The sequence below is a fragment of the Sporosarcina sp. UB5 genome (assembly GCF_050859005.1).
Lineage (GTDB): Bacteria > Bacillota > Bacilli > Bacillales_A > Planococcaceae > Sporosarcina.
This window is the reverse complement of record NZ_CP125984.1, coordinates 2,126,725-2,150,710: the sequence shown is the minus strand read 5'-3', so window position 1 is coordinate 2,150,710 and position 23,986 is coordinate 2,126,725. Positions and strand designations below refer to the sequence as shown.

24 protein-coding genes, 1 pseudogene, 1 riboswitch and 1 other annotated feature are annotated in these 23,986 nt (G+C 42.3%); of the genes and pseudogenes, 10 read left to right on the top strand and 15 right to left on the bottom strand.

What is annotated here, in order from left to right; genetic code table 11:
- Positions 1-41: 41 nt before the first annotated feature.
- A riboswitch (SAM riboswitch) is annotated at positions 42-148 on the bottom strand.
- 54 nt (positions 149-202) lie between these two features.
- Positions 203-1,060 carry a YitT family protein gene (locus tag QM454_RS10870; RefSeq protein WP_432357833.1) on the bottom strand — a complete coding sequence of 286 codons (858 nt, stop codon included), beginning with the start codon at positions 1,058-1,060 and terminating at the stop codon, positions 203-205.
- 186 nt (positions 1,061-1,246) lie between these two features.
- Between QM454_RS10870 and QM454_RS10865 the strand changes: the two genes are divergently transcribed.
- On the top strand, positions 1,247-1,525 hold the full coding sequence (locus QM454_RS10865) for an AbrB/MazE/SpoVT family DNA-binding domain-containing protein (protein ID WP_432357830.1): 279 nt from the start codon (positions 1,247-1,249) through the stop codon (positions 1,523-1,525).
- Between the two features lie 64 nt (positions 1,526-1,589).
- Positions 1,590-2,312 carry a glycerophosphodiester phosphodiesterase gene (locus tag QM454_RS10860; protein WP_432357828.1) on the top strand — a complete coding sequence of 241 codons (723 nt, stop codon included), beginning with the start codon at positions 1,590-1,592 and terminating at the stop codon, positions 2,310-2,312.
- A gap of 199 nt (positions 2,313-2,511) precedes the next feature.
- Here the strand turns inward: QM454_RS10860 and QM454_RS10855 are convergent, their stop codons facing one another.
- Positions 2,512-2,829, bottom strand: a complete 318-nt coding sequence (locus QM454_RS10855; RefSeq protein WP_432357825.1) for a thioredoxin family protein — start codon at positions 2,827-2,829, stop codon at positions 2,512-2,514.
- Between the two features lie 149 nt (positions 2,830-2,978).
- On the opposite strand from QM454_RS10855, the gene QM454_RS10850 reads away from it, so the two are divergent.
- Entirely contained in the window at positions 2,979-3,959 is a 981-nt protein-coding gene (locus QM454_RS10850) for a M23 family metallopeptidase (RefSeq protein ID WP_432357823.1), read from the top strand.
- A 33-nt stretch (positions 3,960-3,992) separates the two neighbouring features.
- Here QM454_RS10850 and QM454_RS10845 read toward each other — a convergent pair whose 3' ends face one another.
- Positions 3,993-6,038 carry a prolyl oligopeptidase family serine peptidase gene (locus QM454_RS10845; RefSeq protein WP_432357820.1) on the bottom strand — a complete coding sequence of 682 codons (2,046 nt, stop codon included), beginning with the start codon at positions 6,036-6,038 and terminating at the stop codon, positions 3,993-3,995.
- A 99-nt stretch (positions 6,039-6,137) separates the two neighbouring features.
- Positions 6,138-6,650, bottom strand: a complete 513-nt coding sequence (locus tag QM454_RS10840; RefSeq protein ID WP_432357818.1) for a DUF3231 family protein — start codon at positions 6,648-6,650, stop codon at positions 6,138-6,140.
- 339 nt (positions 6,651-6,989) lie between these two features.
- Positions 6,990-7,224: a binding site (T-box leader), on the top strand.
- A gap of 51 nt (positions 7,225-7,275) precedes the next feature.
- Here QM454_RS10840 and QM454_RS10835 point away from each other — a divergent pair.
- Together QM454_RS10835 and serA are read left to right on the top strand one after the other, a co-directional pair.
- A complete protein-coding gene (locus QM454_RS10835) occupies positions 7,276-8,436 on the top strand; it encodes a pyridoxal-phosphate-dependent aminotransferase family protein (protein ID WP_432357815.1) in 1,161 nt (386 codons plus the stop codon).
- Complete coding sequence (gene serA / locus QM454_RS10830; RefSeq protein ID WP_432357812.1) at positions 8,436-10,022, top strand: phosphoglycerate dehydrogenase; 1,587 nt, start codon at positions 8,436-8,438, stop codon at positions 10,020-10,022. Before QM454_RS10835 ends, serA begins: the two co-directional genes overlap by 1 nt.
- Before the next feature lie 48 nt (positions 10,023-10,070).
- On the opposite strand, the gene QM454_RS10825 is transcribed toward serA, so the two are convergent.
- Positions 10,071-10,853 (bottom strand): HAD family hydrolase, encoded by a 783-nt coding sequence (locus QM454_RS10825; protein ID WP_432357809.1) that lies wholly within the window; start codon positions 10,851-10,853, stop codon positions 10,071-10,073.
- A 67-nt stretch (positions 10,854-10,920) separates the two neighbouring features.
- The gene (locus QM454_RS10820; protein ID WP_432357806.1) at positions 10,921-12,969 is read right to left on the bottom strand and encodes a catalase; all 2,049 of its coding nucleotides are present in this window, start codon (positions 12,967-12,969) and stop codon (positions 10,921-10,923) included.
- Between the two features lie 140 nt (positions 12,970-13,109).
- Here QM454_RS10820 and thpR point away from each other — a divergent pair, with 140 nt between their 5' ends.
- Positions 13,110-13,664, top strand: coding sequence for an RNA 2',3'-cyclic phosphodiesterase (gene thpR / locus QM454_RS10815; RefSeq protein WP_432357803.1), 555 nt, complete (start codon positions 13,110-13,112; stop codon positions 13,662-13,664).
- A 12-nt stretch (positions 13,665-13,676) separates the two neighbouring features.
- Here the strand turns inward: thpR and QM454_RS10810 are convergent, their stop codons facing one another.
- Positions 13,677-13,823 carry a hypothetical protein gene (locus QM454_RS10810; RefSeq protein ID WP_432357800.1) on the bottom strand — a complete coding sequence of 49 codons (147 nt, stop codon included), beginning with the start codon at positions 13,821-13,823 and terminating at the stop codon, positions 13,677-13,679.
- A gap of 38 nt (positions 13,824-13,861) precedes the next feature.
- Between QM454_RS10810 and QM454_RS10805 the strand changes: the two are divergent.
- From QM454_RS10805 to QM454_RS10795, 3 genes and pseudogenes are all read left to right on the top strand, one after another.
- Positions 13,862-14,537, top strand: a pseudogene (locus QM454_RS10805) (transposase); the annotation flags it as partial.
- Between the two features lie 383 nt (positions 14,538-14,920).
- Positions 14,921-15,427, top strand: a complete 507-nt coding sequence (locus QM454_RS10800; RefSeq protein ID WP_432357798.1) for a hypothetical protein — start codon at positions 14,921-14,923, stop codon at positions 15,425-15,427.
- Positions 15,428-15,592: 165 nt separating this feature from the next.
- Entirely contained in the window at positions 15,593-15,781 is a 189-nt protein-coding gene (locus QM454_RS10795; protein WP_432363962.1) for a transposase, read from the top strand.
- Between the two features lie 298 nt (positions 15,782-16,079).
- On the opposite strand, the gene corA is transcribed toward QM454_RS10795, so the two are convergent.
- On the bottom strand, positions 16,080-17,042 hold the full coding sequence (gene corA / locus QM454_RS10790; protein ID WP_432357795.1) for a magnesium/cobalt transporter CorA: 963 nt from the start codon (positions 17,040-17,042) through the stop codon (positions 16,080-16,082).
- A 163-nt stretch (positions 17,043-17,205) separates the two neighbouring features.
- Entirely contained in the window at positions 17,206-17,796 is a 591-nt protein-coding gene (locus QM454_RS10785) for a cupin domain-containing protein (protein ID WP_432363960.1), read from the bottom strand.
- A gap of 183 nt (positions 17,797-17,979) precedes the next feature.
- Here QM454_RS10785 and QM454_RS10780 point away from each other — a divergent pair, with 183 nt between their 5' ends.
- A complete protein-coding gene (locus QM454_RS10780) occupies positions 17,980-18,159 on the top strand; it encodes an H-type small acid-soluble spore protein (RefSeq protein WP_432357793.1) in 180 nt (59 codons plus the stop codon).
- A 202-nt stretch (positions 18,160-18,361) separates the two neighbouring features.
- Here the strand turns inward: QM454_RS10780 and QM454_RS10775 are convergent, their stop codons facing one another.
- From QM454_RS10775 to helD, 6 genes are all read right to left on the bottom strand, one after another.
- Entirely contained in the window at positions 18,362-18,703 is a 342-nt protein-coding gene (locus QM454_RS10775) for an NIPSNAP family protein (protein ID WP_432357791.1), read from the bottom strand.
- A 101-nt stretch (positions 18,704-18,804) separates the two neighbouring features.
- Complete coding sequence (locus QM454_RS10770) at positions 18,805-19,575, bottom strand: DeoR/GlpR family DNA-binding transcription regulator (RefSeq protein ID WP_432357789.1); 771 nt, start codon at positions 19,573-19,575, stop codon at positions 18,805-18,807.
- Positions 19,576-19,785: 210 nt separating this feature from the next.
- On the bottom strand, positions 19,786-20,520 hold the full coding sequence (locus QM454_RS10765; protein WP_432357788.1) for a sulfite exporter TauE/SafE family protein: 735 nt from the start codon (positions 20,518-20,520) through the stop codon (positions 19,786-19,788).
- Between the two features lie 93 nt (positions 20,521-20,613).
- Positions 20,614-21,009, bottom strand: coding sequence for a hypothetical protein (locus tag QM454_RS10760; protein ID WP_432357785.1), 396 nt, complete (start codon positions 21,007-21,009; stop codon positions 20,614-20,616).
- Positions 21,010-21,025: 16 nt separating this feature from the next.
- The gene (locus QM454_RS10755) at positions 21,026-21,475 is read right to left on the bottom strand and encodes a GNAT family N-acetyltransferase (RefSeq protein ID WP_432357782.1); all 450 of its coding nucleotides are present in this window, start codon (positions 21,473-21,475) and stop codon (positions 21,026-21,028) included.
- A 156-nt stretch (positions 21,476-21,631) separates the two neighbouring features.
- Positions 21,632-23,869, bottom strand: a complete 2,238-nt coding sequence (helD, locus tag QM454_RS10750) for an RNA polymerase recycling motor HelD (protein WP_432357780.1) — start codon at positions 23,867-23,869, stop codon at positions 21,632-21,634.
- Positions 23,870-23,986: the final 117 nt, after the last annotated feature.

Sequence of the window (23,986 nt, the reverse complement as noted above, 5' to 3'; positions counted from 1 at the left end):
GTTCCTAAAGATAGGAACGAGGATTTGCATCTATTTCTCCGTTCTTATCTCTCAAGATTCACATCTTGTTGGAGGTAGCACCTTCCTGCAATTGCAGAGGTTGCTGAAGCTTCATCGGGCCAAATCCCTCAGCTTCTCTTGATAAGAATTATTCAATTGTGATTATTATATCATTGTTGCGAGAATTGTATACTAATTTCTTTTATCGATGAACTTTCGCTTTTGAAAAACCGAGTCCTAAAATTTCCGAAGCATTGAGGAAGATGACAAATGATGACGGTTCGGCGGCTAAAAGCAATTTCTTTAAATAGACCGCTTCAGACTGTTCCACAACGCAGAAAATCATCGTCTTCTCGTTGTTTGAATAGCCTCCTGTCGACTTCACTTTCGTCAATCCCCTATCAATTTCATTTTGAATAACCGATTGAATTTTCTCTTCATGTTCGGTAATGATGAGGACTAACTTTGTCGGCGAAGTTTGCAATTGGACAAAATCGATTACTTTGCTCGTCACATAAATCGACATGAGGGCGTATAACGCAAGTTCAAAATTGAAGACGAAAGCTGAAGTAACAACGACAATTCCATCGACAATTAATTGAGAAAAACCACTCGAAATGCCCGTATACTTCTTCAAAAGCTGGGCTACCAATGCCGTTCCGCCTGTCGATCCATTTCCCCTATAAACAATTCCAAGTCCAATACCAAGCATAATACCGCCATAAATTGAACTGAGAAGTGGATTATCAACGGAAAGTTCGAAACCGCTCGTTACATAGATAACAAATGGAACAAAAAAAGTGCCGACAACTGTTTTTGCACTGAATTCCTTCCCTGCAAGCAACAACCCTAACACGATAAGTGGAATATTAATTAGCCATTGAACATAAGCAGGATTGTATCCGAATAATTCATACAAAATTGTACTAACGCCCGAGATTCCACCGGCCGCTATGCGTGATGGCAATAAAAAAATATTGAATGAAAGCCCAACTAATGTTGCTCCCACGATGATCTGGACATAGTCGAAAACGACTGGCCTCTTCTGGATGAATGACATGATACGTTCCCCTTTCTTAGAAGACTTACCTATTCTATCAGAAAAAACGTAACGAGAAAACGTTAGTAGCAATGTGTGAAAAGAATAGGTTATCACCAGAAAGTAAACTTATTTTTTTGTATCTTTCTAATTTACTGCTATAATAATAGGTACTTGTACAATAAAACTAGTGTTGAGGAGGATATTATGCGTAGTTTAGGTATTATTAGAAAAGTTGACCATCTTGGCCGAATTGTAATCCCGAAGGAACTGAGAACTACATTACAAATCGATAAAGGAGCTCCAATGGAGATTTTCGTTGATGACGACATGATTATCCTTCGGAAGTATGTGGTAGATTCAGCATGTATCGTAACAGGAGATATTACTAATAAAAACAAAAAGCTTTCAAATGGCATGTACATTAGCCCTAAAGGTGCCGAAATTCTTTTGAGAGAAATTCAAGAACAAAAAACTTGGGAATAACAATTCCGGGGACTATGCCTTTGCTTCAGGCAAAGGTAAGTGAGATGAAATCGGAGGATGTTAAATGGAGATTTTTGCGCATAGGGGCGCTTCAGGGAACTATCCAGAAAACACAATCGCTGCATTCAAGGAAGCAGCTCGCCTTCCAATATACGGCGTTGAATTCGATGTACATATGACGTTGGACGGCGAACTCGTTGTCATCCACGATGAAACGATCGATCGGACATCGAATGGAACAGGCTATGTGAAAGACATACTTTTGAAGGACTTGAAGAAGTATGATTTTGGAAGCTGGTTTTTATCCAATTTCCAAGATGAAACGATTCCAACGCTGAATGAAGTCCTTGATATTTTTCATTTAACGGAACATAAACTGAACATCGAATTGAAATCGGATATTTTCCCGTATGAGGGGATGGTCAGCAAAGTGCTCGATTTGATTGCAGAAAGGCAAATGGAACCGCGCGTCATTATTTCGTCATTTGATCACACAGCCGTCCAATTCGTTAAGCAACTCAACCCTCGAATCGAGACGGCCGCATTATTCATGGAAGTACTCGTCCACCCATTGGACTATTTACGCAAAATCCCGGCGGACGCCCTTCATATCCTATTCCCTGCAGCCATCCGCCCGTCCATAGCCGAAGTCATTAAAAGCGGCATGCCGGTCCGAACATTTACCGTCAACGACGAAACATATGCAATGACGCTAAAACAAGCCGGAGTCCAAGCCATGTTCACTGACTACCCGGAAAAAATGTTTACATCATTATCTTCCAAATAAAAAATGGGTGGAGAAGGATTGTAGTGAAAGGCGGCGACTCCTGGGGGAATAGCGGGACAGGTGAGACCCTGGACGGAGCGAAGCGAAGGAAGCGGCTCACCGCCCGCCCCCCGGAAAGCGTCCGCCTTGAACGGAAATCCGGCCCAATTATAAAAAGAGATACCGCCATCCCTTCTAGGATTAGCGACATCTCTTTTTTTCATGCATCCAAACTGTTAATGAACGCCTCAATCTCGTCCTTCGTCTTCCGGTCCTTGCTCACAAAACGACCGACCTCTTCACCGTTGTTAAATGCAATAAAGCTCGGAATGCCAAAAACATCTAATTGCTGGCAAACCTCAATAAAATCATCACGGTCTACATAAATGAACTGATACTCCGGATAATCCGCTTCTAGTGCAGGCAAAAATGGCTCGATTACCCGACAATCCGGACACCAATCCGCCGAAAACATAAACATTGTACGTTCCTCATTTTTCAACTGCTCAAACTGCTCAATCGATTGAAGTTTTTCCATTCGTCTTCTCCCCTTCTAATTCATCTCTCTTAGAGTATATCACCCAAAAAGAAATCCATCATAAGATGAAGATTGAAAAAATGCAAACAAAACATTCATGAATTGAACCGAACGGGGAATTCTAATCATTCAACAAAGGAGGTTTCCATTTGCGTACCCATTTTATTACTGCTTCCTTATGTGCAACGATTTGTTTAAGTTTACCTCACAACATTGTCACCGCTTCCGAACAACCGACTGAAATGGAAATTGTGGAAGAGCGGATGGGGTTATATTTGCAATTTGCAAACGAACTCGTTCCGTGGTATCACCTCGCTGCAATTGATCAATACGAACGTAATATCCAGCAAGTACGCCCTGATCTTCCAAAAGTAGACGGACCAATTTCTATCCAATTTCCCATTGAGCATTGGTTCGGTGCATTAAATCCTAATGTAACCGACACTTCTCCGGATACGATCGCGTTTTTTGGCGGGTACGGATCGGATGGGAATGGGGACGGAATCGCAGACCAATCTAATCCGACGGATGTGCTTTTGACGATTTTTTCCCACTTAGCGATGTATGGACCCGATGAAGATGATTTCAAGGCAGCATTATGGCATTATTACAAACGAGAAGCAACTGTCAATCAAATAGTAACAATCGCCAAGCTGTACAAACACTTTGAAACGATTGAGCTCGACAAGCATGTATTTCCTATCCCAAAAGGGCATCATTATTCGTATCGTAGCACTTGGGGCTCGAGCCGCGGATGGGGAGGACGCAGAATTCATGAAGGAACGGATATTTTCGCTCGGTACGGTGTTCCAGTCGTCGCAACTTCTTACGGCGTCATAGAGATAATGGGTTGGAATGAATACGGTGGATGGCGAGTCGGTATTCGTGACAACCATAACACGTATCATTACTTTGCCCATTTAGCTTATTTTGATAAAGGCATTAAAGAAGGGGATATTGTTGAACCTGGAACGCTTCTCGGTTTTATTGGAAGCACTGGATACGGGAAAGAAGGAACGTCAGGGAAATTCCCTCCACATCTCCATTATGGACTGTATAAATATAACGGCCGGACAGAATGGTCTTTTGACCCTTTCCCTGCCCTTCGCAATTGGGAACGACAAAAATAGAGGCTGCCTCTACAGTGAGCCAGCCTCTTCTTTTTAAATTTGAACACCTAATGTTTTGAAGAGGAATGAAAAGACGTCTGTCTGTTCTTCAATGATTTTGACGGTCGGCTTTCCAAGTCCGTGTCCTGCATTCTTTTCTACACGGAGTAAAATCGGATGTTTTCCAGAATACGCCGCTTGCAACGTCGCTGCGAATTTCATCGCATGGGCCGGAACGACACGATCATCTGTATCAGCTGTTGTAATTAACGTTGGCGGATAGTCAACGTCTTCTTTCACATTATGGAGCGGCGAATAGTTGATCATGAATGCAAAATCATCGGCATTTGTTTCGGCATTTCCATAGTCCGTCACCCAATAGCGTCCAACCGTGAACTTATGATAGCGAAGCATATCGATGACAGGCACTTGGCAAATTGCCGCCCCGAACAAATCCGGGCGCTGCGTAATACTTGCCCCAACGAGCAATCCGCCGTTGCTACCTCCCATAATTGCAAGTTTTTCCTTCTTCGTATAGCCTTCTGATATGAGCCATTCGCCAGCCGCCGCGAAGTCATCAAAGACATTCTGTTTCCGTTCAAGCTTCCCCGCCTTATACCACTCTTCCCCGAATTCACCGCCACCTCTCAAGTTAGCAACGGCGTAAACACCACCTTGCTCGATCCACATGCGCACAGCAGGTGAGAAGGACGGTGTCAAACTAACATTGAATCCGCCATATCCGTAGAGAAGTACTGGATTTTCGTTATTTTTCACCAATCCCTTTTTATAGGTCAGGAACATCGGGATTTTTGTCCCATCCTTCGATTCATAAAAGATTTGGGACGTCTCGAATCGTTCTGTGTCAAATTTATTCTCGTCTTGAAACACTTCTGTTAGTCCACCTTGAGCGAAATCATAGCTTGCGATCGAACTCGGTGCCAAGTATGATGTATATCCGATAAACATCCACTCTTCGTCTTTCTTCCCCGTCAAACCGGTCAGTGAAATATATCCCGGCAGTTGGACATCCCTCTCAGACTCGCCGTCCAAACTGAAAATCTTCAGTTCATAATGTGCATTATGCAAATAGCCGACGACGAGTTGGTGGTTGATCATTTTTCCGAAGGCCAATACATCTTCTTTTTCCGGTATGATATCCATCCAGTTTTCCTTCGATGGATTATCCAAGTCGACCGCAATGATTTTTTCACGTGGCGCATCGACATTCGTCACGAAATAGAAAGTGCGTCCTTCATTGCCGATGAACGAATACTCACCGTCTCCTTTTCCGAATAGATGGACGAACTCCCCGTCTTCCACGAGATCTTTGAAATAGATCCGGCTTTTATTTTCCGTTCCTTTCCAAACATTTAGGATCAGATAACGGTAATCATCCGACATAATCGGATTAAAGGAAAATTCCTTGTTGTGAACGTCTTCATAAACGAGCATGTCCTCATCTTGAGATGTTCCTACTTCATGCCAATACACTTTATTGTAATAGCTTTGTTCTTCAGCCGAAACCGTCGACGGATCAGGAAAACGGTTATAGTAGAAGCCTGTCCCTTCTTTATTCCAAGCAATGCTTGAGAATTTACAAAAACGAATAAGGTCGACTTCATCTTTTCCTGTCTCTAAGTTTCGAATTTTAATGTCTTGCCAGTCGCTTCCGTTGAATGAAATTCCGTACGCTAACTTCTTGCCGTCACTTGTGAACGATAGATTCGTAATGGCAGCAGTACCTTCTTCATTCATCGTATTTGGATCTAACACGACTTCCAACTCATCGGATTGAAGATCCTTTGTACGGTAGAAGACGGCTTGATTTTGGAGACCATCGTTTTTATGGAAATAATAATAATCCCCTTCTTTACGAGGCACTGTATACTTCGGGTAATTCCACATTTCCGTCAACTTCGATTTCACTTTTTCTCGATCAGGAAATGTCGAGAGGAAATCTTGAGTTAGTTTGTTTTGATTATCAACCCATTGTTGCACTTCCGCATCTTCTGGATTTTCAAGCCATCTGTATGGGTCCTGAATATCGGTTCCATGAAAATTTTCAATTACATCATCTTTTCTAGTGAATAACACCATTACATATCCCCCTTTAAAGTCTTACAATTGACATTTTACCACATTGTTCAGAAAAGTGAGCATAAGAAAAGCAGCTGACTAAAAATCAGCTGCTTCATTTTAATCATTCGATGAAGGCTCAACATGCATTGGAGGGGGAATAATCCAACCTTTTTCTTTGTTTAGACGAAGTAATTTCGATCCAAATAAAAGCCGATCAGCATGGAATTTACTAAACATCATAGCGATGTCTTCTCGTAAACATTGGCCAATTACCATACTGCATGAAACAAGTCCTTGTCCTACGTTGATAGAAACGGCTGCACTAATTTCCGGGTCCATGAAACGCACGCCTGGAGGAATATCTTCCGCATTTGCGTCCGCCCGTTCAGGCAATGTTGGAGGAGGTGTTACACCGTTCTCTTTTAATACTTTCTCGACTTCCTTGTTTTCATTTTTCATCATGTCTACTGCTTCTTTCAAAAGACCAATTAGTTCTTTGTCACCAGCATGGTTAATAAAAGCCTCATATCCACTAATCAACCCTTTGTTCGCACCTACAAACGACCAACATCCGATTACCTCGCCATAGTGCAGTGGCTGCTCTTTCGGATTTCCACTTAAAATACCCAAATGTTCTCCCTCATTTCTTAAACTTTTCCATTGTAAAGATGGAACTGCAGTTATGATGTGTAAACTACAGTATTTTATACGTCTATTTGGCGATTACGAAATTTCGATTGACATTTTCAAAATGTTTGATAAGATACAAAGCAATCTTATTATTAATGCAATTCGCACTCTCGACAACAAGTATTTGACGAACATTACTCTATCACCACTGATATTTATTCGGCTTTAAATGAACTTCAATCTATTTATCAAGTGGCTCAACATGTTTTTTTGCAAATAAACGAATAATGGGTTGACATTACGAAACTGTATGTTATGATTGTCAATAATTAAATAACTTGATCGATTTTGACGGAGATAAGCTTTACGAATTGGAATCTTAAGAGAGCTGATGGTTGGTGGGAATCAGTGTTTCTAACGTAGAGTAGCACTCCTGAATCGGTGGACTGAAACTTCCTTTCTAGTTAGTTCAGTAGGTTCACCCGGCACATGCCCGTTATGCATGCAATGAAGGCTGTCCACGTGACAGCGAAAAAGGGTGGCACCGCGTAGCTAATAGCTTTTCGCCCCTTGCATATAATTGCAAGGGACGAAAGGCTTTTTATATTTCAAGGAGGAGATTGACATGTTGCAAGATCAACAATACTTACGAATTCCAGGACCAACTCCCATTCCGCCATCTGTTCAACGGGCAATGGCTAAACCAATGATTGGCCACCGTGGGAATGAAACATCCGAGTTACTCCGCTCTATTAAACCACGTTTAAACAACGTATTTGGGACAAATCAGGACGTCATGGTTGTTACCGGAAGTGGAACTGCGGGCTTGGAAGCGGCTGTCGTTAATACTGTTAAACCGAACGATGAAGTGCTCGTCATTGTAACCGGCGCATTTGGTGCACGCTTCGTCAACATTTGCGAGGCATATGGAATTCACGTCCACAAATTCGAGGTCGAGTGGGGAAAAGCCTTTGATCCACTTGTAATTAAAGAGCATCTTCGCAACTTCCCGAATGTCAAAGCGATATTTGCAACGTATTGTGAGACGTCGACGGGTGTCATGAATCCAGTTCATGAACTAGCTGCCGCAGTGAAAGAAGTGTCAGATGCACTTATTATTGTGGACGGTGTTTCTTGTGTCGGTGGCGTTGAAACTCGAATGGATGATTGGGGCATTGACATTATGGTAACAGGCTCGCAAAAAGCGTTCATGTTGCCTGCTGGTTTGATGTTTATCGCGGTAAGCGAGCGGGCATGGGACGTTATTCATTCAAACCGTAATCGTGGTTTCTATTTCGATTTAGTAAAGTACAGAAATAACTTAGAAAAGGATACAACACCTTTTACCCCTGCACTCTCCATTCTTTTCGGGCTCGATCAGGCACTTGAACTAATGGAAAAAGAAGGGCTAGAAAACGTGTATAGTCGCCATAAGCTTATGAAAGAGATGACTCGTAAAGCTTTTCGAGCTCTCGACATCCCTTTATTAACAAATGATGAAGATGCATCCGATACGGTTACTGCTGTTAAGCCAGTGGATTTTGATGCGGAACTGTTCCGGAAAGTGATTAAAAACAAATTCGGACTATCAGTTGCCGGTGGGCAGGAACATTTGAAAGGTAAAATTTTCCGAATCGGACATATGGGCTACTGCTCCCCTGCTGATGTTTTGCAGACGCTCGCCATGATAGAAATCGGCTTGATTCAATCCGGAAAAAATATCGAACTCGGCAAAGGTGTAGCGGCAGCGCAGCAACTCTATTTGGAAAAAGGGGAGAATCATTGATGACGTACCATATTTTAATAGCGGATCCATTAAGCGAAGAAGGCATTTACCCGCTGCGGCAAGCGGATGGATTGGAAATTACAATTGCGACCGATTTGCCGAAAGAAGAATTGCTCGAAAAGATTAAGGACTTCGATGCATTGCTTGTCCGCAGTCAAACGCAAGTGACACGGGAAGTAATTGAAGCCGCTAGCAACTTGAAAATTATCGGTCGTGCGGGTGTCGGGGTCGATAATATCGACTTGGACGCCGCAACGGAACACGGCATTATCGTCGTTAATGCACCTGATGGCAATACGAATTCCGCTGCAGAGCATACAATTGCAATGCTAACTTCCTTGGCTAGAAAAATCCCTCAAGCGTTCAACTCATTGAAAAACGGCAAATGGGATCGTAAATCGTTCATTGGTGTCGAATTGAAAAACAAAACGCTTGGTGTTATCGGACTTGGAAGGATTGGCGCGGAAGTGGCCGCCCGTGCGAAAGGCCAACGAATGAATGTCATCGCGTATGACCCGTTTCTAACAGCGGAAAAAGCACAAAAAATGGGGATTAGTTTCGGAACCGTCGACGATGTGCTCAAAGAAGCTGATTTCATAACGATTCACACTCCTTTATTGAAAGAGACACGTCATTTAATTAATGAACAGGCATTTGCGAAAATGAAGGATGGCGTGCAGATCATTAACTGCGCGAGAGGTGGAATTATCGACGAAGATGCTCTTTACGAGGCAATCGTGTCCGGCAAAGTCGCTGGAGCGGCGCTTGACGTATTTGAAACGGAGCCGTTTGTCGACCATCCGCTTCTCACCTTGCCGGAAGTGATTGCGACGCCGCATTTAGGGGCTAGCACGGTAGAAGCGCAGGAAAGTGTTGCAATCGATGTCAGCGTCGATGTTGTCAACTTCTTTAATGGGGAAGCCGTCCGAAATCCTGTCAACTTACCTTCTGTCTCGAAAGATGTATTAGCAAAAATTGCGCCATTCTTCGATTTGGCTGAAAAACTTGGAGCTTTCCTCTCCCGGATGACTGACGACGCGATTGAAGAAGTGAATATTAAATACGCCGGTGAGCTCGCCAACTATGATGTTCGCGCATTGACTCGCAATACGGTGAAAGGCATTTTGAAACGCAACCTCGGAAACCATGTGAATGATGTCAATGCGAGGTACTTAGCCGACCGGTTCGACATTAATGTGAATGAGCATAAAACGACAACCGGAAAAGGGTTCCTAAATTTAATTACTGCGGAAATCGTCACTGCAAAATCTACGCATCGAGTAGCAGGTACGTTGCTGAACGGGCTCGGAGCGCGAATCGTCAAGGTCGATGAATATGCAGTCGACGTTGTCCCTGAAGGTCATCAGCTATTTATTAAACATAAAGACCAGCCTGGAGCAATCGGACGTGTAGGGACGTTACTGGCACAGAAAAACGTTAATATTGCAACGATGCAAGTAGGCCGTTCAACAGTCGGCGGAGATGCTATCATGATGCTTACGATTGACAATCAAGTGGAACTTTCGGAGCTTGCGCATTTGACTGAGCTAGCGGATATATATGAAGTAAAAGCAATTGATCTTTAACCTACTGTGCGGAAAAGGGTGAGCTCCTCGAAAGGAGACTCACCCTTTTTACTTGTCCAAAATCGGAAACAGCTCATCTAAATTCTTTATTTCAAAAGTCGGTTGGATGTCCGGTATTCCTGGTTTCCCTTCCCTATTAATCCATACTGAACGCATTCCTATGCGTGATGAACCTAAAATATCGGTTAGTAAATTGTCACCGACCATTAACGCCTCGTCTGCCGTACTTCCGGTTTCCTCCAAAACATGCTCAAAAATAGATGGGTCAGGCTTCCCTTTTCCGAATGCACCCGAAATGACAATTCGTTCGAAATACGGAGCTAACTGCGGAGTAATTTCCAATTTCGTTTTTTGAAGGGACGGAGAGCCGTTCGTTAAAAGAACGAGCGTGTAGTTGCCTTTCAACCGATCAAGGACGGAAAACGTCTCATCGTAAACGAATGGCGATTTTTTTCGTTCTTCAATGAATCGTGCTGCGAGTTCCTTACTATATTCCTCGTCAACGATGCCGAGTTTCGCAAGCCCTTTCGTCCACGCGTTACGTTGATACTCCGGTATAATCTCCTTCATTCGCTGAAATTGTTCACCAGGATCGTCAAATACGCCCCACAAGCCCTCAAAAGGATTAATGCCAATCATTTGTGTAAATGCATATGTATCGTACGTTGCGTAAAGCTCCCGTGCTGTTTCGCGGACCGCCGCCTCTAATTCCACTGCATTAAGTTCGAGCTTATCAGCCGCATAACGACATGTCTTTTCAAATGCCGTCGCAATACTTTTTTCATCCCATAAAAGCGTATCGTCTAAGTCAAATATGATTGTACGGATCATCTATCTTCTTCCCCCTTTGCTTGATTATACAGAAAAACCGCTCCAAAAGGGAATTGGAGCGGTCACGTCAATTGGAATAAATATTTCTATCCCAAAAGCGTTGTTGCGTAATCGCTTGAATAAAATCATTTGAGAAATCGGTTCCAGCTTTGGATGCAATTACAATGCCTGGGCCAGGCTTCGCATCGGATTTGTTGAAAATGACTTCCCCTGTCGTAGCGACACCGATCGGTTTATAATGACGATACGCCTCATTAATGAATTGCTCGATATCATTTTCAAATTTCGCTTGGTTCTTCGCTTTTCCACCAACGACATATAACGAATCGAAAAGGACAGGCGACGCTGTGAGAAAGGTTTCATTCAACATAACTTTCACACCGTCTGCTCCCGTTAGGCTGCCTAAATGCTCGCCTACAATATCTACGACGACTCCATGATTCATCAATGTTTTAACAACCGCCTTCACTTCTTTACCATTGAATCCGCTGCCAATTAGAACTCCTACTTTGAGCGTGTTCGGGTATCTCGGCGTCGATGCTTGGCTAAGTGCTGGGGAAGCTGCTGAAACATTGACTTGTTGGCCTTTCGGACGATTTACTCCGACCGCATCAGCAAGTTTAGTCGCTAACTCCTTATCCACGTTAACAAACATATCGACCACTTGCTGCCTTACATCAGCGGATTTCACTTTTCCTACTTCAAAGATAAATGCGTCCGTTATATGTTTCTTTTCAGGTGGCGTCATACTGTTCCAGAACAATCGAGCTTGAGAAAAATGATCTTTGAACGAATCGCTTCGTGCTTGAATAACGCGACCTTCAACTTTTTCGGCGTAATGGACATACCCGCCTTCTTTCCACGTAGAAGTCGACGGCGTGTTATTCGCAAGCGAATTCTTATGATAAGCTACTTTTCCGACATCAATCCGCTGACGGCTGAATCCGTCTCGTTGATTATTATGGAATGGACAAACTGGGCGATTGATTGGAATCTCTACAAAATTTGGTCCTCCAAGTCGCAGCAATTGCGTATCCAAATAGGAAAACAATCTTCCCTGCAAAAGAGGATCGTTTGTAAAATCAATTCCCGGGACGACATTTCCTAAATGGAATGCGACTTGTTCGGTTTCGGCAAAAACATTATCGACATTTTGGTTCAACGTAATTTTGCCGAACATCTGGACGGGGACGATTTCCTCTGGCCAAATCTTTGTCGCATCCAAAATATCGAAGTCAAACATGAACTCATCTTTTTCATCAATGATCTGCACACCGATTTCATACTCGACGACATTTCCATGCTCAATGTTTTCCCACAAATCGCGCCGATGGAAATCCGGATCTTTCCCGGCAATTTTCTGTGCTTCATCCCAGACGAGCGAATGGACACCTAGGACAGGCGTTATGTGGAATTTAATGAATTTGGCTTTTCCTTCTTCATTAACAAAACGGAACGTATGGACACCGAACCCTTGCATCATCCGAAAGCTTCTTGGAATCGCCCGATCGGACATGAGCCACATAATCATATGGGCGGTCTCTTGGTTGTTTGCGACAAAATCCCAAAACGTATCATGAGCCGAAGATGCTTGCGGTATTTCATTATGCGGCTCAGGTTTAATGGCATGAACGAGGTCCGGAAACTTGATGGCATCTTGGATGAAAAAGATAGGTATATTATTGCCGACGAGATCGAAGTTCCCTTCTTCGGTATAAAACTTAATGGCAAATCCGCGTACGTCCCTTACTGTATCGGCAGATCCTTTGCTTCCGACAACTGTTGAGAACCGAATGAATATAGGCGTCTTCGAACCTGGATTTTGAAGGAATTTCGCTCTCGTAAACTCTTTCATCGATTTATACAGTTCGAACTCTCCATGAGCTGCAAACCCTCTCGCATGGACGACTCTCTCAGGAATTCGCTCATGGTCGAAATGGGTTAGCTTCTCCCGAAGATGGAAGTCCTCCAACAATGTCGGCCCGCGTACTCCCGCTTTTAATGAATTTTCATCATCAGACACTTTCAAACCTTGGTTCGTCGTCATTTTCTTTCCATAGTTATTCACTCGGTACTGTTCTAATTGTGCATCTTTCGCATTTTTATTTCTCTCCACGAAATCCCCTTTCGTACATTTCTAAGTCACCACTCCTATTTATATGCATTATATTAAGTTCCGGGCACTTTCCTTATGTTTCATCAAAACGGAATTAGGCTACAATAGGAGACGAGATAGTTAGTAAGGAGGCGCAAGCGATGCACCATCATTATTTTATTGGAATTAAAACCCCCATTTCAATTGAAGGACTTGTTAAGCTTTACAGGGAAAAATACAGTTTGTCCAACATGTATAAAGTCATTCCCCATATGGATGATTTGCATATTACATTGCTGTTCATCGGTGCACTTCCAGATCAGCAACTTGCACCTTTGCAACACCATCTTGCTACGCTAGCCGACAAACATAGCGGCTTTAATTTGACCGTAGATGGACTTTCCTACTTCGGATCTCCTAAAGGTCCACGTGTCGTATATTTGTCCGTCGAGCAATCCAACGAGCTCAATGCGTTGCAACGATCGATTACGTCAATCGGAGCCGATCAGTTGAACATCGAACCCGATAATCGTTTCACTCCTCATATTACGATTGCCAAAAAGCGCAAAATCGTTGAAGAGTTCCCAATTCAAAAAGAGACTTGTACACCAATTCGATTTCACGTCAAAGAATTTTCTCTCTTTCGAATCCATCCGTCAAAAACGCCAAAATATGAAGCCGTTCAATCTTTTTCATTAAAAGAACCCTCTCAATAAGAGAGGGTTCTTTTAAAATAGAGATAAAGCTAAAATTGTTGATTTCCACTGCGAGCGGACGCTTTCCGCGGGCACGGCTTCAGCCGCTTCCCTCGCTGCGCTCAGTCCAGGGTCTTCAGCTCGTGCTGTTCCCGCAGGAGTCGCCGCTCTCCGCTCCAATCAACGGTGTTTCCTATTAAATGAATGAGGTGATGGATATGATGACAAAGAATCAAATTAATGAACGCGAACAGTTGGATATGCTTACAATAGAACAGTTGGTTCCTCAGGACCATCTGGTTCGCAAACTGGATGCAGCCCTTGATTCCTCCTTCATCTATCCATTAGTTGAAGATCTGTATTCAACCATTGGGCGACCTAGCATTGATCCTGTCGTACTCATCAAGATGACATTCATTCAGTATACCATCGGCATCCGCTCCATGCGCCAGACAATTAATGAAATTGAAGCGAACGTGGCTTATCGCTGGTTCCTAGGCTTCGGCTTTCACGCTGAGGTTCCTCACTTTTCCACGTTCGAGAAGAACTATGTCCGTCGATTTGCAGATACCGATCTATTTGAGCAGACCTTCTATAAGGTTCTAAACGAGATGGCAAACCGTGGGCTTCTCAGTCCGGTTGCTAACCTACCGAACAACAACGAAGGAAGGATATCGCCAGTATCCATCGACGCCTTCTATTTGTGCCGCGTGTCCAGTGATTGGCCAATGCACGCAAAGTAAGAATCAACAAAAGATGATTAAACGGCATATCTGGCAGGACTATTTGGATGTAGCTGAGGACTTGCGACATAACCATGAAATCAAGGAAATATACGGAAAACGCAAAGAGACGATCGAGTGCGTCTTTGCTGATGCATGCGATGTAACGGGTTCGGTTGATGAGGAGAAAACAATAAAAAACACAGCATTTGGGGACACAATTCGTATATGAATTGGTGTCCCCGTTTTTGTTGCTATATCAACGTTTAGATGATTTACTTAGACGAACTGGAACCGCAATTAGCACAGGGATTAACAAGAGCGCATAAATTTATGTGCCTTTGCTAATTCACTTGCTAATTCATTTGTTAAAATACGTGCTGATTGGTTATTGAAGAGAAAAATATAGAAGGAAGATGAGAAATCTATGTTAAAATATATTGAAGTTTAAGAAATGATTCTCTTCTACTAACGGAGCAGGTTAATTGAAGAAGGAGTTACTACCAATTTTGTAGAATTATCAATTTATCCAAGATAAGGCGTGTGTCATACTAAATGAAAAAACAATTTAAAAACCAGCACCGAATGTTAGAAAGTTTTGGCTATGAATTTCTTGTAGTTTGTCCCAATTGTAATAGTAAATCAAAGGTTATTTCATTGGGAGACCACTCCCCTTATGGAACAGGAATTATAAGAAGGTTTCTCTGTTTACACTGTGGAATGACCAAAGAATTTGTACCCAAGAACAACTGTTTTAACCAATCTATAATTTCATACGGTAGTAAGTGGAATGATGGCTTTATAAACATCGGAGGGACATTTGATTGGTATTTTGGATATCCTTTATATTTACAAATACCTTGTTGCGGTCAGACTTTATGGGCATATAATCTCGAACATTTAGAGCATCTTAAAAACTATGTTCAAGCTGAACTAAGAGAAAACCATCCCTATTATCTAAGTGTAGAAAGTAGGCTACCTTTGTGGATAAAATCTGCAAAAAATCGAGATGTGGTTCTTAAAGCTATTTCAAAGTTAGAACAAAAGGCAAATCAAAACTAAATGAAAGCAACTTCAAATATTGTGAAGTATTTCACTTAAACTAACGCGCGCTTTAGTTCAATAAGGATAGTAGAATATTACGCTAAAAAGCGCTCAAACCTGAGCGCTTTTACTTATTTTTCATATGACTAATTCACTGTTGAAATATATGCTGATTAACCTGTTATTTACGTTGTTAATTACACTTTTCTCCCCATCAACCGAACCCGTTACATGCGATGGACAACCCTCCGGGGACTTAAAAAAATGTCCATGCAGGCGATGCTAACTTTTGCTGCCATAAATTTGAAGAAGCTGGCCAGTTGGACGTGGAGAGCGCCGGCTATGGAGGCTGAAATGATACCCTTGTCTTAAAGGATTTCCAGTTGATTGGAGTGCAGGGCGGCGACTCCTGGGGGATCAGCGCAGCGTGAAGACCCCGCAGGAAAAGCCGTTACGAAGAACGGCTTTTGCGACCAAAAGCGAAGCGTTGGGAGCACATCCGAGGAGGCTGAGGGCAAGCCCCCCGGAAAGCGTCCGCCCGGAACGGAAATCAACGTTATTTTAGTCTACTGACAGTTAAAATGTACATGTTTAAGCAAAAGGGTTGGAAATCTATGATTTCCAACCCTTTTGTCTACAGTCTGGAACCCTCTCAACAAGAGAGGGTTCCTTACGACTTATTAATTCGAAACCAACCTTTGTACGTAAACCAACCAATCATCGCGATTCCAATTATGAGCATTACAATAAGGACAACAGGATATCCGTAACGCAAATGCAGCTCCGGCATATGGTCAAAATTCATGCCATACACACCGGCAATGAATGTTAACGGAATGAAGACGGAAGAAATGATCGTCAGCGTCATCATGACACTATTCATTTGGTTTGAGTTAATGGACAATTGACTATCGCGGATATCCGAAGTCAATTGCCGGTTGGAATCGATCATTTCACTCAATCGGATGAGATGGTCGTAAATATCCGAGAAGTACGTGTACTCATGTGGAATGAAGTTTAATGTTTTGGACTCAAGCATTCTGTACAACAGTTCCCTCATCGGAAAGATTGTCCTTCGTAGGCGTAACAAATCGCCGCGCACTTCAAAAACGTAATCCATCGATAATTGCACCGTTGTAGGTGAAAGTTTTTCCTCAATGTCGTCCAAATGGTCTTCAATATTGTAGAGAATCGGAAAATATTGATCGACAAGTTTATCAATGATTTCATAAGTGACATGGACATGTCCACGTTCCCATTGTGTCGGATTTTGAATAATTGTTTCTCTCGCCTTTTCGACTTCCTGTAATTGTGTATAGTGAAAAGTAACGACATAGTTCTCGCCTAGAAATAAATTCAATTCCTCAGCATTCAAGTCTTCATGGCAGATGGAATGTAGGGCAAAAAATGTATACCCATCATAATGATCCAATTTCGGACGTTGAAGGCGACCGTAACAATCTTCTAACGCTAACGGATGAAACTTAAATAATGTTTGAAGTAGTAATGCCTCTTCCGCATCAGGCTGATCGAAGTCAACCCAATACCATTGCAATGCGAGCTCAGCGATTTCATGTACCGGAAAGTCATAAATGAATTCATCGTCCGTCGTCAATCCCATTGTTCGGATCATGTTTTCACCTTCTTTTCGATTGAAATGAGCTTCCTTTAGCCCGAATCGAATAATTGTCCTTAACGTATCATAACCATTTTGCTCGAACATCCTACATTCGACGAAGAATATAGTATTGAGAAAATGAAAAACGACTTGGATGTTTCACCAAGTCGTTTTTCTACTATCTGTAATAATACGAAGTGCGATGACCGTGTTCTTCTTCGGCAGCCATTGCATCTGCTTTCGTTTTGTGCACAGTTCCATATGGATGGTTAGGTGGAGCGTATATTGTATAAACTTTTAATGGAATAGCACCTGTATTAATTACATTGTGCCATGTTCCAGCGGGTACCAATATTGCAGAGTCATCATATACATTTCTTTCAAAGTTTAAATTGTCTCTACTTGGGCCCATTCGAACGATTCCCTGACCTTGTTCAACACGTATGAATTGTTCAACGTCCGGATGCATTTCCAACCCAATATCTTCACCGACATTGAGACTCATTAACGTAAGCTGCAGATTATCTCCTGTCCATAAAGCGGTACGGTACGTATTGTTTTGCTTCGTAGCTTCGTTAATATTCACAACAAACGGATCATCCCCATAATCTTTTAACAAAATGCCGGCCTCGCCGTCGGATGAACGAAAGTTTGGATTTTGTGTCATTACAGGACTCGCCCAGTATCCAGACTGCCCACCATAGTGAAACATCGGTCTATTATTGCAGTATGGATTATGGCACTGACACATATTCGGAACATAATACATATTAATTTTAATCAATCCCTTCACAACTTGTAAATTATTCTATGCTTGTTGTTTGGGAATTGTACGTAGAAAAAATGACGTGGCCACAGTCGAATACAATATACCTATATGAGGGATGAGTAAGTTTCACTTTTTCACTCATAGTAAGAGGGATAGCTATAAATTCGATTGGAGGGATTTGCTTTGGATAGTCAACGAGCACGTCAGATTGTGTCGTCACCGGATGAGATCATGGTAAGTTATAATGGAGTTTCTGTCTGGATTGATAAGGTCCATGATGATGATCGGACTGCTACGGTTCATTTGAGACAAGCGATGGAGGAAAGGTCGGAAGTTTCGATTTCGGAATTAAAGGAGCACTGATCACAATTTGGGCTGTCCAGAAAGTCAGTGAAAACTGACTTTCTGCGGCATCCTTATTTTAACTAGCTCTGTTAAACATTGATTTCCACTCCAAGCGGATGCTTTCCACGGGCGTCGCCTCGAAAAGGCCCAAAGGAATTCGGGATTGTTTAATTAGTCCACAACATACTTAAAGTGGCAGGCAGACTTGTCAGACTGCACCTTACTTATTTATCGTACACGCTAGAACTTCATTTCTAACTTCTAAAATATACTTATTATAAATATGTTCTCTACCGCCGTTATCATCATACCAACGTATTATTCGTTGAACATGAGCAGAATCGCCTCTAACTTTAGTTTCTATTTCTATATAATCTTCATAACTGTCATATTCCCAAATAGCGAAAATTTCTACTGTATCATTTTCGTTCTCCCTCATCCACCGTCCTATTAATCGTGCTCCGTGCTTTAATTGATTAGGTAAATTTGTTTTATTAAAATGTTCATTAAATTTCTCAACAAAAACACTTTTTATATTGTAATATTTTCTCCTATAAAACATTTCCGCACCCCCAATTGCTTTAATGTGTCACTGAACTAAGTACCAATTGTTAAAAGTTTTTTTACCGACCACTTCTTTTCATACCATTCATGGAATTACAATCACTTTTCTAAGTTCGCTATTACAACCTCTACCCCGAACACTTTCATTGATTCAATCTTGTCTTGTGTAGTCTCTTCATCAGTAATGACAACGTCAAGCTTTTCAACAGGATACATTTTGATGAACATGTCTACTCCGAATTTCGAATGCTCGATAAGTGTCACAAGCTTTTTTGAGTTGTCATAGACCGTCTTATGGAATACCGCCACTTCAGGAGTCGCTGTACTTAAACCTTTTTCCGATAATCCTCCAGCTGTCGCAAAGCATACGTCAATCGTGAATTGGCGTGCCAACTCATTAGCGATTGCGTCTGTCATATTCCCTGAACTCTTCACATAGCCCCCAATGAGATACGTTTGAATATTTTCCACTTCTCGTAAATGATAAGCGACTTCTACAGAATTCGTCACAACCGTGAATTGGATGTTTCGTGGCAAATACTTCAGCATGACAAAGTGAGTTGAAGCGCCTCCGATGAAAACGGTTTGCCCTTCTTGGATATACGAGATCGCTTCTTTTGCAATTGCGTTTTGATAAGCATTGCCTTCCCCATAGCGAATAGATGGCGGTTGAGGCAATGTTCTTACATTGCCGATTGGAATAGCGCCACCGTGCGTACGTTTCAATAATGCCTGCTCCTCCATAATCGTTAAATCACGTCGGATAGAATCAATCGATAAACCAAACTCACTGGCAAGATCCTTCGCAAGTACTCGGCCTTTCTCTTCAAGCATTTCCAAGATTTTTTCCCTTCGTTCTTCTGTAAACATTGTTCTTCCTCCCTTTTTATATTCAAGCACCATTGCCCGTTTGTTCACGTTTCACCTCACTTTCCTTCTATTTATATTCGAATATATTCCTATTGTTGCATGTTTATTCTGTTTATTCAACCGTTTTATTCATTTTCGTTCAAGTTTATTCCGTTTTGGACTCCAAAATAAAAAAACCTCTACTAGAGTAGAAGTTTTCACATTGTTTTATTAACCGATATTTTCTACTATGATTTGTACAATCAACGCGACCGTTACAACACGTAAGATCGGCTTCACAAACTTCGGTTTCAATTTCTCTGCGATGCGCACGCCCATTTGTGCCCCAGTAATTGACCCTAACATTAGCATAAGGGTAAGCGGCCAAATGATTTTACCAGCTGCAATATACGTAATCGCCGCACCGAAACAGCTTGAGAATGTTGCAAGGCGAACATATGCGACAGCCCGTATATAAGCAACTTTCAAATGGCCGAATAAATAAAGCATTAACGTGCCTTGCCCCGGCCCGAATAGTCCATCGTAAATCCCTATTCCGTACAATCCTGGCACACTCACTTTACTGAATTTCAATTTCTCCTCCCCATCGAAATCCCCTTTTCCGATGAACGATGTGATAAATGCGAACGATAGAAGAATAATCGCCAGAATATATAAGTTGTTTTCCGAAAGCATCGTTGCAATGAATCCGCCGCTTACTCCACCTACAAGACTTACAGGAATGACCCAAAATGATTCACGCAATGAAATCTGTTTTCGTTTCAAAAGGACGAGAAAGCTTGAGAACGAGCTAACTGTGTTCGATACTTTATTCGCACCGATTGCAGAGTGAATAGGCACCCCTAGCAGCAGCATTGCAGGAAGACTAATTAACCCGCCGCCACCTGCCAACGTCCCGATTGTCGTTGCAATTGCGCCAATGAAAAAGAGTGAAATGTATTCCATCCTGAACACCCCCTATATACTTCTAGTATACTCCTTGGATGTTCATTAGGAAAATCGATAGTTATTATACAGGTGGATAAGAAATACTTATAATTAAAATCCTATCTCATATTCTTCCCCATCTTCATTAACAACTTTCAACTTGCCTTTTTTACGGTCTAGGCCGATTAATATATACGGGTTGATTTCATCACTATCCGCTTCCACTTCCCTAACAGTGACAATCGTTTCATCATCCAACACTTCAACGCCTACCGCTTCTAGTTCAAATTTATTCGTGCCAGTTGACACAACGACCAACTTTTTACCCTCGGCAATATCAATCAGTTTAAAGCCTTTTCGGTCCGTTTTTTCATTTTGCAAGTAGTTAACATACTGCCTGACAGCAGGATCTTCATCCAATCTCTTCTTATCTAAAACCCAATAGCCCTTGCCGCAGCCACTTAGTATCATCATAATGACAAATAACCCAACTAAAGCTTTTCTCAATTCCATCTCACCTTTCTTAATCAGTATCTCGCAACTTTTTCTCCAATACGATCCGATGAATCCCTTCATCATCAGCAAAAGTTTCCGTTATATCAAAGCCATGTTTTATATTCAATATCAACATATTTCTCCATTTGTTTCTAGTCTTCGTTTCGATCGTTTCATATCCTGCTTCCTTGACAATGCGGTGTTGGAGCTCCATAAGCTTGGAGGCAATTCCTCTTCCTCTATATTCCTCGTGAACACCCCCATACCAACTATAATAGCGGTCCGCCGAGATACTATAGCCTATCTTATAGCCGACTACTAAATTGTCTTCGACTGCAACGACAAAAAGGACGTTTTGTCGTAATGAAGCCTTCTCTACCAATTCATTCGCATTCTCAAAAATTTGATCATGTAAATGCAAAATCCCATCCGTTATTTTTTCATCAGGTATTCCCCAGAAATATTGAACATGTGGCATAGCAACATCCTCCCCACCTAGTATTATACTATAATTTTAAATTATTAATATCTTTCTCTTGCATTACCTGTTTTCCATGCATATGAATGAGAACTCTTTGCGCGGGAACGAGAGCTCTTGGCATTAAAAAGGATTCTCCCATGGAGAACCCCTTCATTAACTATGCATTTCAGGCATTATCAACGGTAGTAAAGAGTCAGAAAGCAAATGCAGTTCGTGCATCGGTCTTGTCATCGCCACATACAACAACTTTCGATCTATTGGATGGTCTCTGAACGGTTCATCGAAAGCGGCGATGATGACGGCGTCGAACTCTAGTCCTTTTGATAAGTGGCTTGGCACAATCAGGAGGCAATTGCTGTCTATATCAGAATCCTCGCCGAGTAATTGGACAGGCACGCCCGCCCTTTCAAGTTGCCTAAAGATTTTCTCAGACTCTTTTCGTGTTTTACAAATTAACGCAATCGATCGGTGTCCCCTGTTACGTATTGTCTCATGAATTTCCTTCACCTTCATTGAATCAAGAGAAGACATTCCGTAAAACTCCGGCTCCCTTCCATGGCGGACGACCGGCTCCACTAATGGCAAGTCTTCATCCATTCGTTCAAGAACTTTGTTTGCTAACTGCATAATTTCAATTGTCGTTCGGTAGCTTTTTTGTAACGTCGTATACGTCGCTCTCGGGAACATTTTTTGCACAGGCTCCCATGACGTCAACGCTCGGTAACTATGGATTCCTTGTGCAAGGTCCCCGACCATCGTGAACATATCCGTCTCAAGTCCGTCTTGCAAAGCGGCTAGTTGAAATTCACTGTAATCTTGTACTTCATCAATGAACACGACACGCATTTTCCATTGATCCGCAACGCCTTTCAATTTGGCGTGAAGGAAATAGAGAGCTGCCAAGTCTTCCGTCTCCCACACATCACTAGCGTGCGCGGCAAAAAAAGCATCCCTTTCTGAATCGGACCAGTGGCATGCCAGCTCTTTATGTAGTTGTGGATCCGTTAGCCAATCCCTGTACAAGAACTTAATATTATACTTCTTAAATTTCTTCATATAAGTAGAGACGGTCTTTTTCCCTTCCTTTTCAATTAAAGGAAGCCGTTCGTCCCGCTCATCCATGATTCTTGTAATGCGAGCTTTTCGTTTCTCATCGTCCCGGATGCCGTATAGTGCTTTATCGAGCGCTTCTTCATACTTGTCGGATAAGAGCTTATATAGCTGTTTCCGTTTCCGGTTCACTTCGGTCTGCATTATAAGCTTGATACGCTCGATCCGTTTCTCAAGAGGCATATAATTGAAGTCTTGCAGAAATAATTTTCGTAAGCGGGATGCCCGCATAATCCGATATTTTTCGATGTAGACGTCTTCAAACAGTGCTGCTGTCTCCTGTTCCAGCCTATCGACATACTTTTGCATAATTTCCCGGTAGTGAAGCGTCCCTTTCATTCGCGCGATGAAAAGTTGTTCTTCATTCACGGAATCGGTTGATGTCAATAACTCGAGCTTTTTATTCGGATCGGCCAATTTCAGCTTCAGGCCTGTAGCGTTTAGGACGTATTCAGCAAAGGTCGTTTGGCAAATACGGCCTACGCCGAGTTCAGGAAGTACGTCTCCGATATACTCCATAAACAGCTTGCTCGGTGCTAAAATCATTAGTTTCTCCGACGGGAAATCGGTACCCATCGTATAAAGGAAATAAGAGATACGGTGTAGCGCAATCGTCGTCTTTCCGCTGCCTGCAGCTCCTTGAACGATGATTGGCTGTTTTAAATTCGCGCGGATAATAGCATTCTGCTCCGCCTGAATTGTCGAAACGATTTCAGTTAACCGGACATCTGCCTTCCCGGCTAAAGCTTCTTGCAACAATTCGTCATTCGTCGTCAAATCAATATCAAGGATGTCGAGCAGTTCACCCTCTTCAATTTTATACTGCCTCTTCGAAAACAGATGACCACTTATTTCTTCATCCCGAACTTTATATGTCAAGTCTCCCAATCTGCCATCATAGTAAACATTTGCGACAGGTGACCGCCAGTCGACGATGATAGGTTCTTGTGTTTCTTGATGAAAGACAGATGTTTTTCCAATATAGAGGAATTCATCCTTCTCCCCTTCCGTCTGGAAATGAATGCGAGCGAAATAAGGTTTTTGCTGAATCGCTTCGAGTCCTTCCTTCTGAGAACGTGCCATTTCGAAGAACCGGGTATTCGTTAAAATGTTAATGTAGCTCAAACTGGAATCCAAATAGTCCAAGTCGGCCATCGCGTGTCTGATTTCGTCTTGTGAGGATTGCACATCACGCATCGACTCTTCTAAGAGCTTCTGCATGTAGTGCTTCGTGTAGTTAAGGCGCTGCAATTCAAACTCAAAATCGGGATGTTTCTGCATAGATAGTCCTCCATTTTGTGTATTTTGCGTCCTATTTTTCCGATGAGATGTTGGGGATAAAATGAAACAGATGTTGATTGTACCATTTCGATATGTTTTAGGCAATACTATTTATTC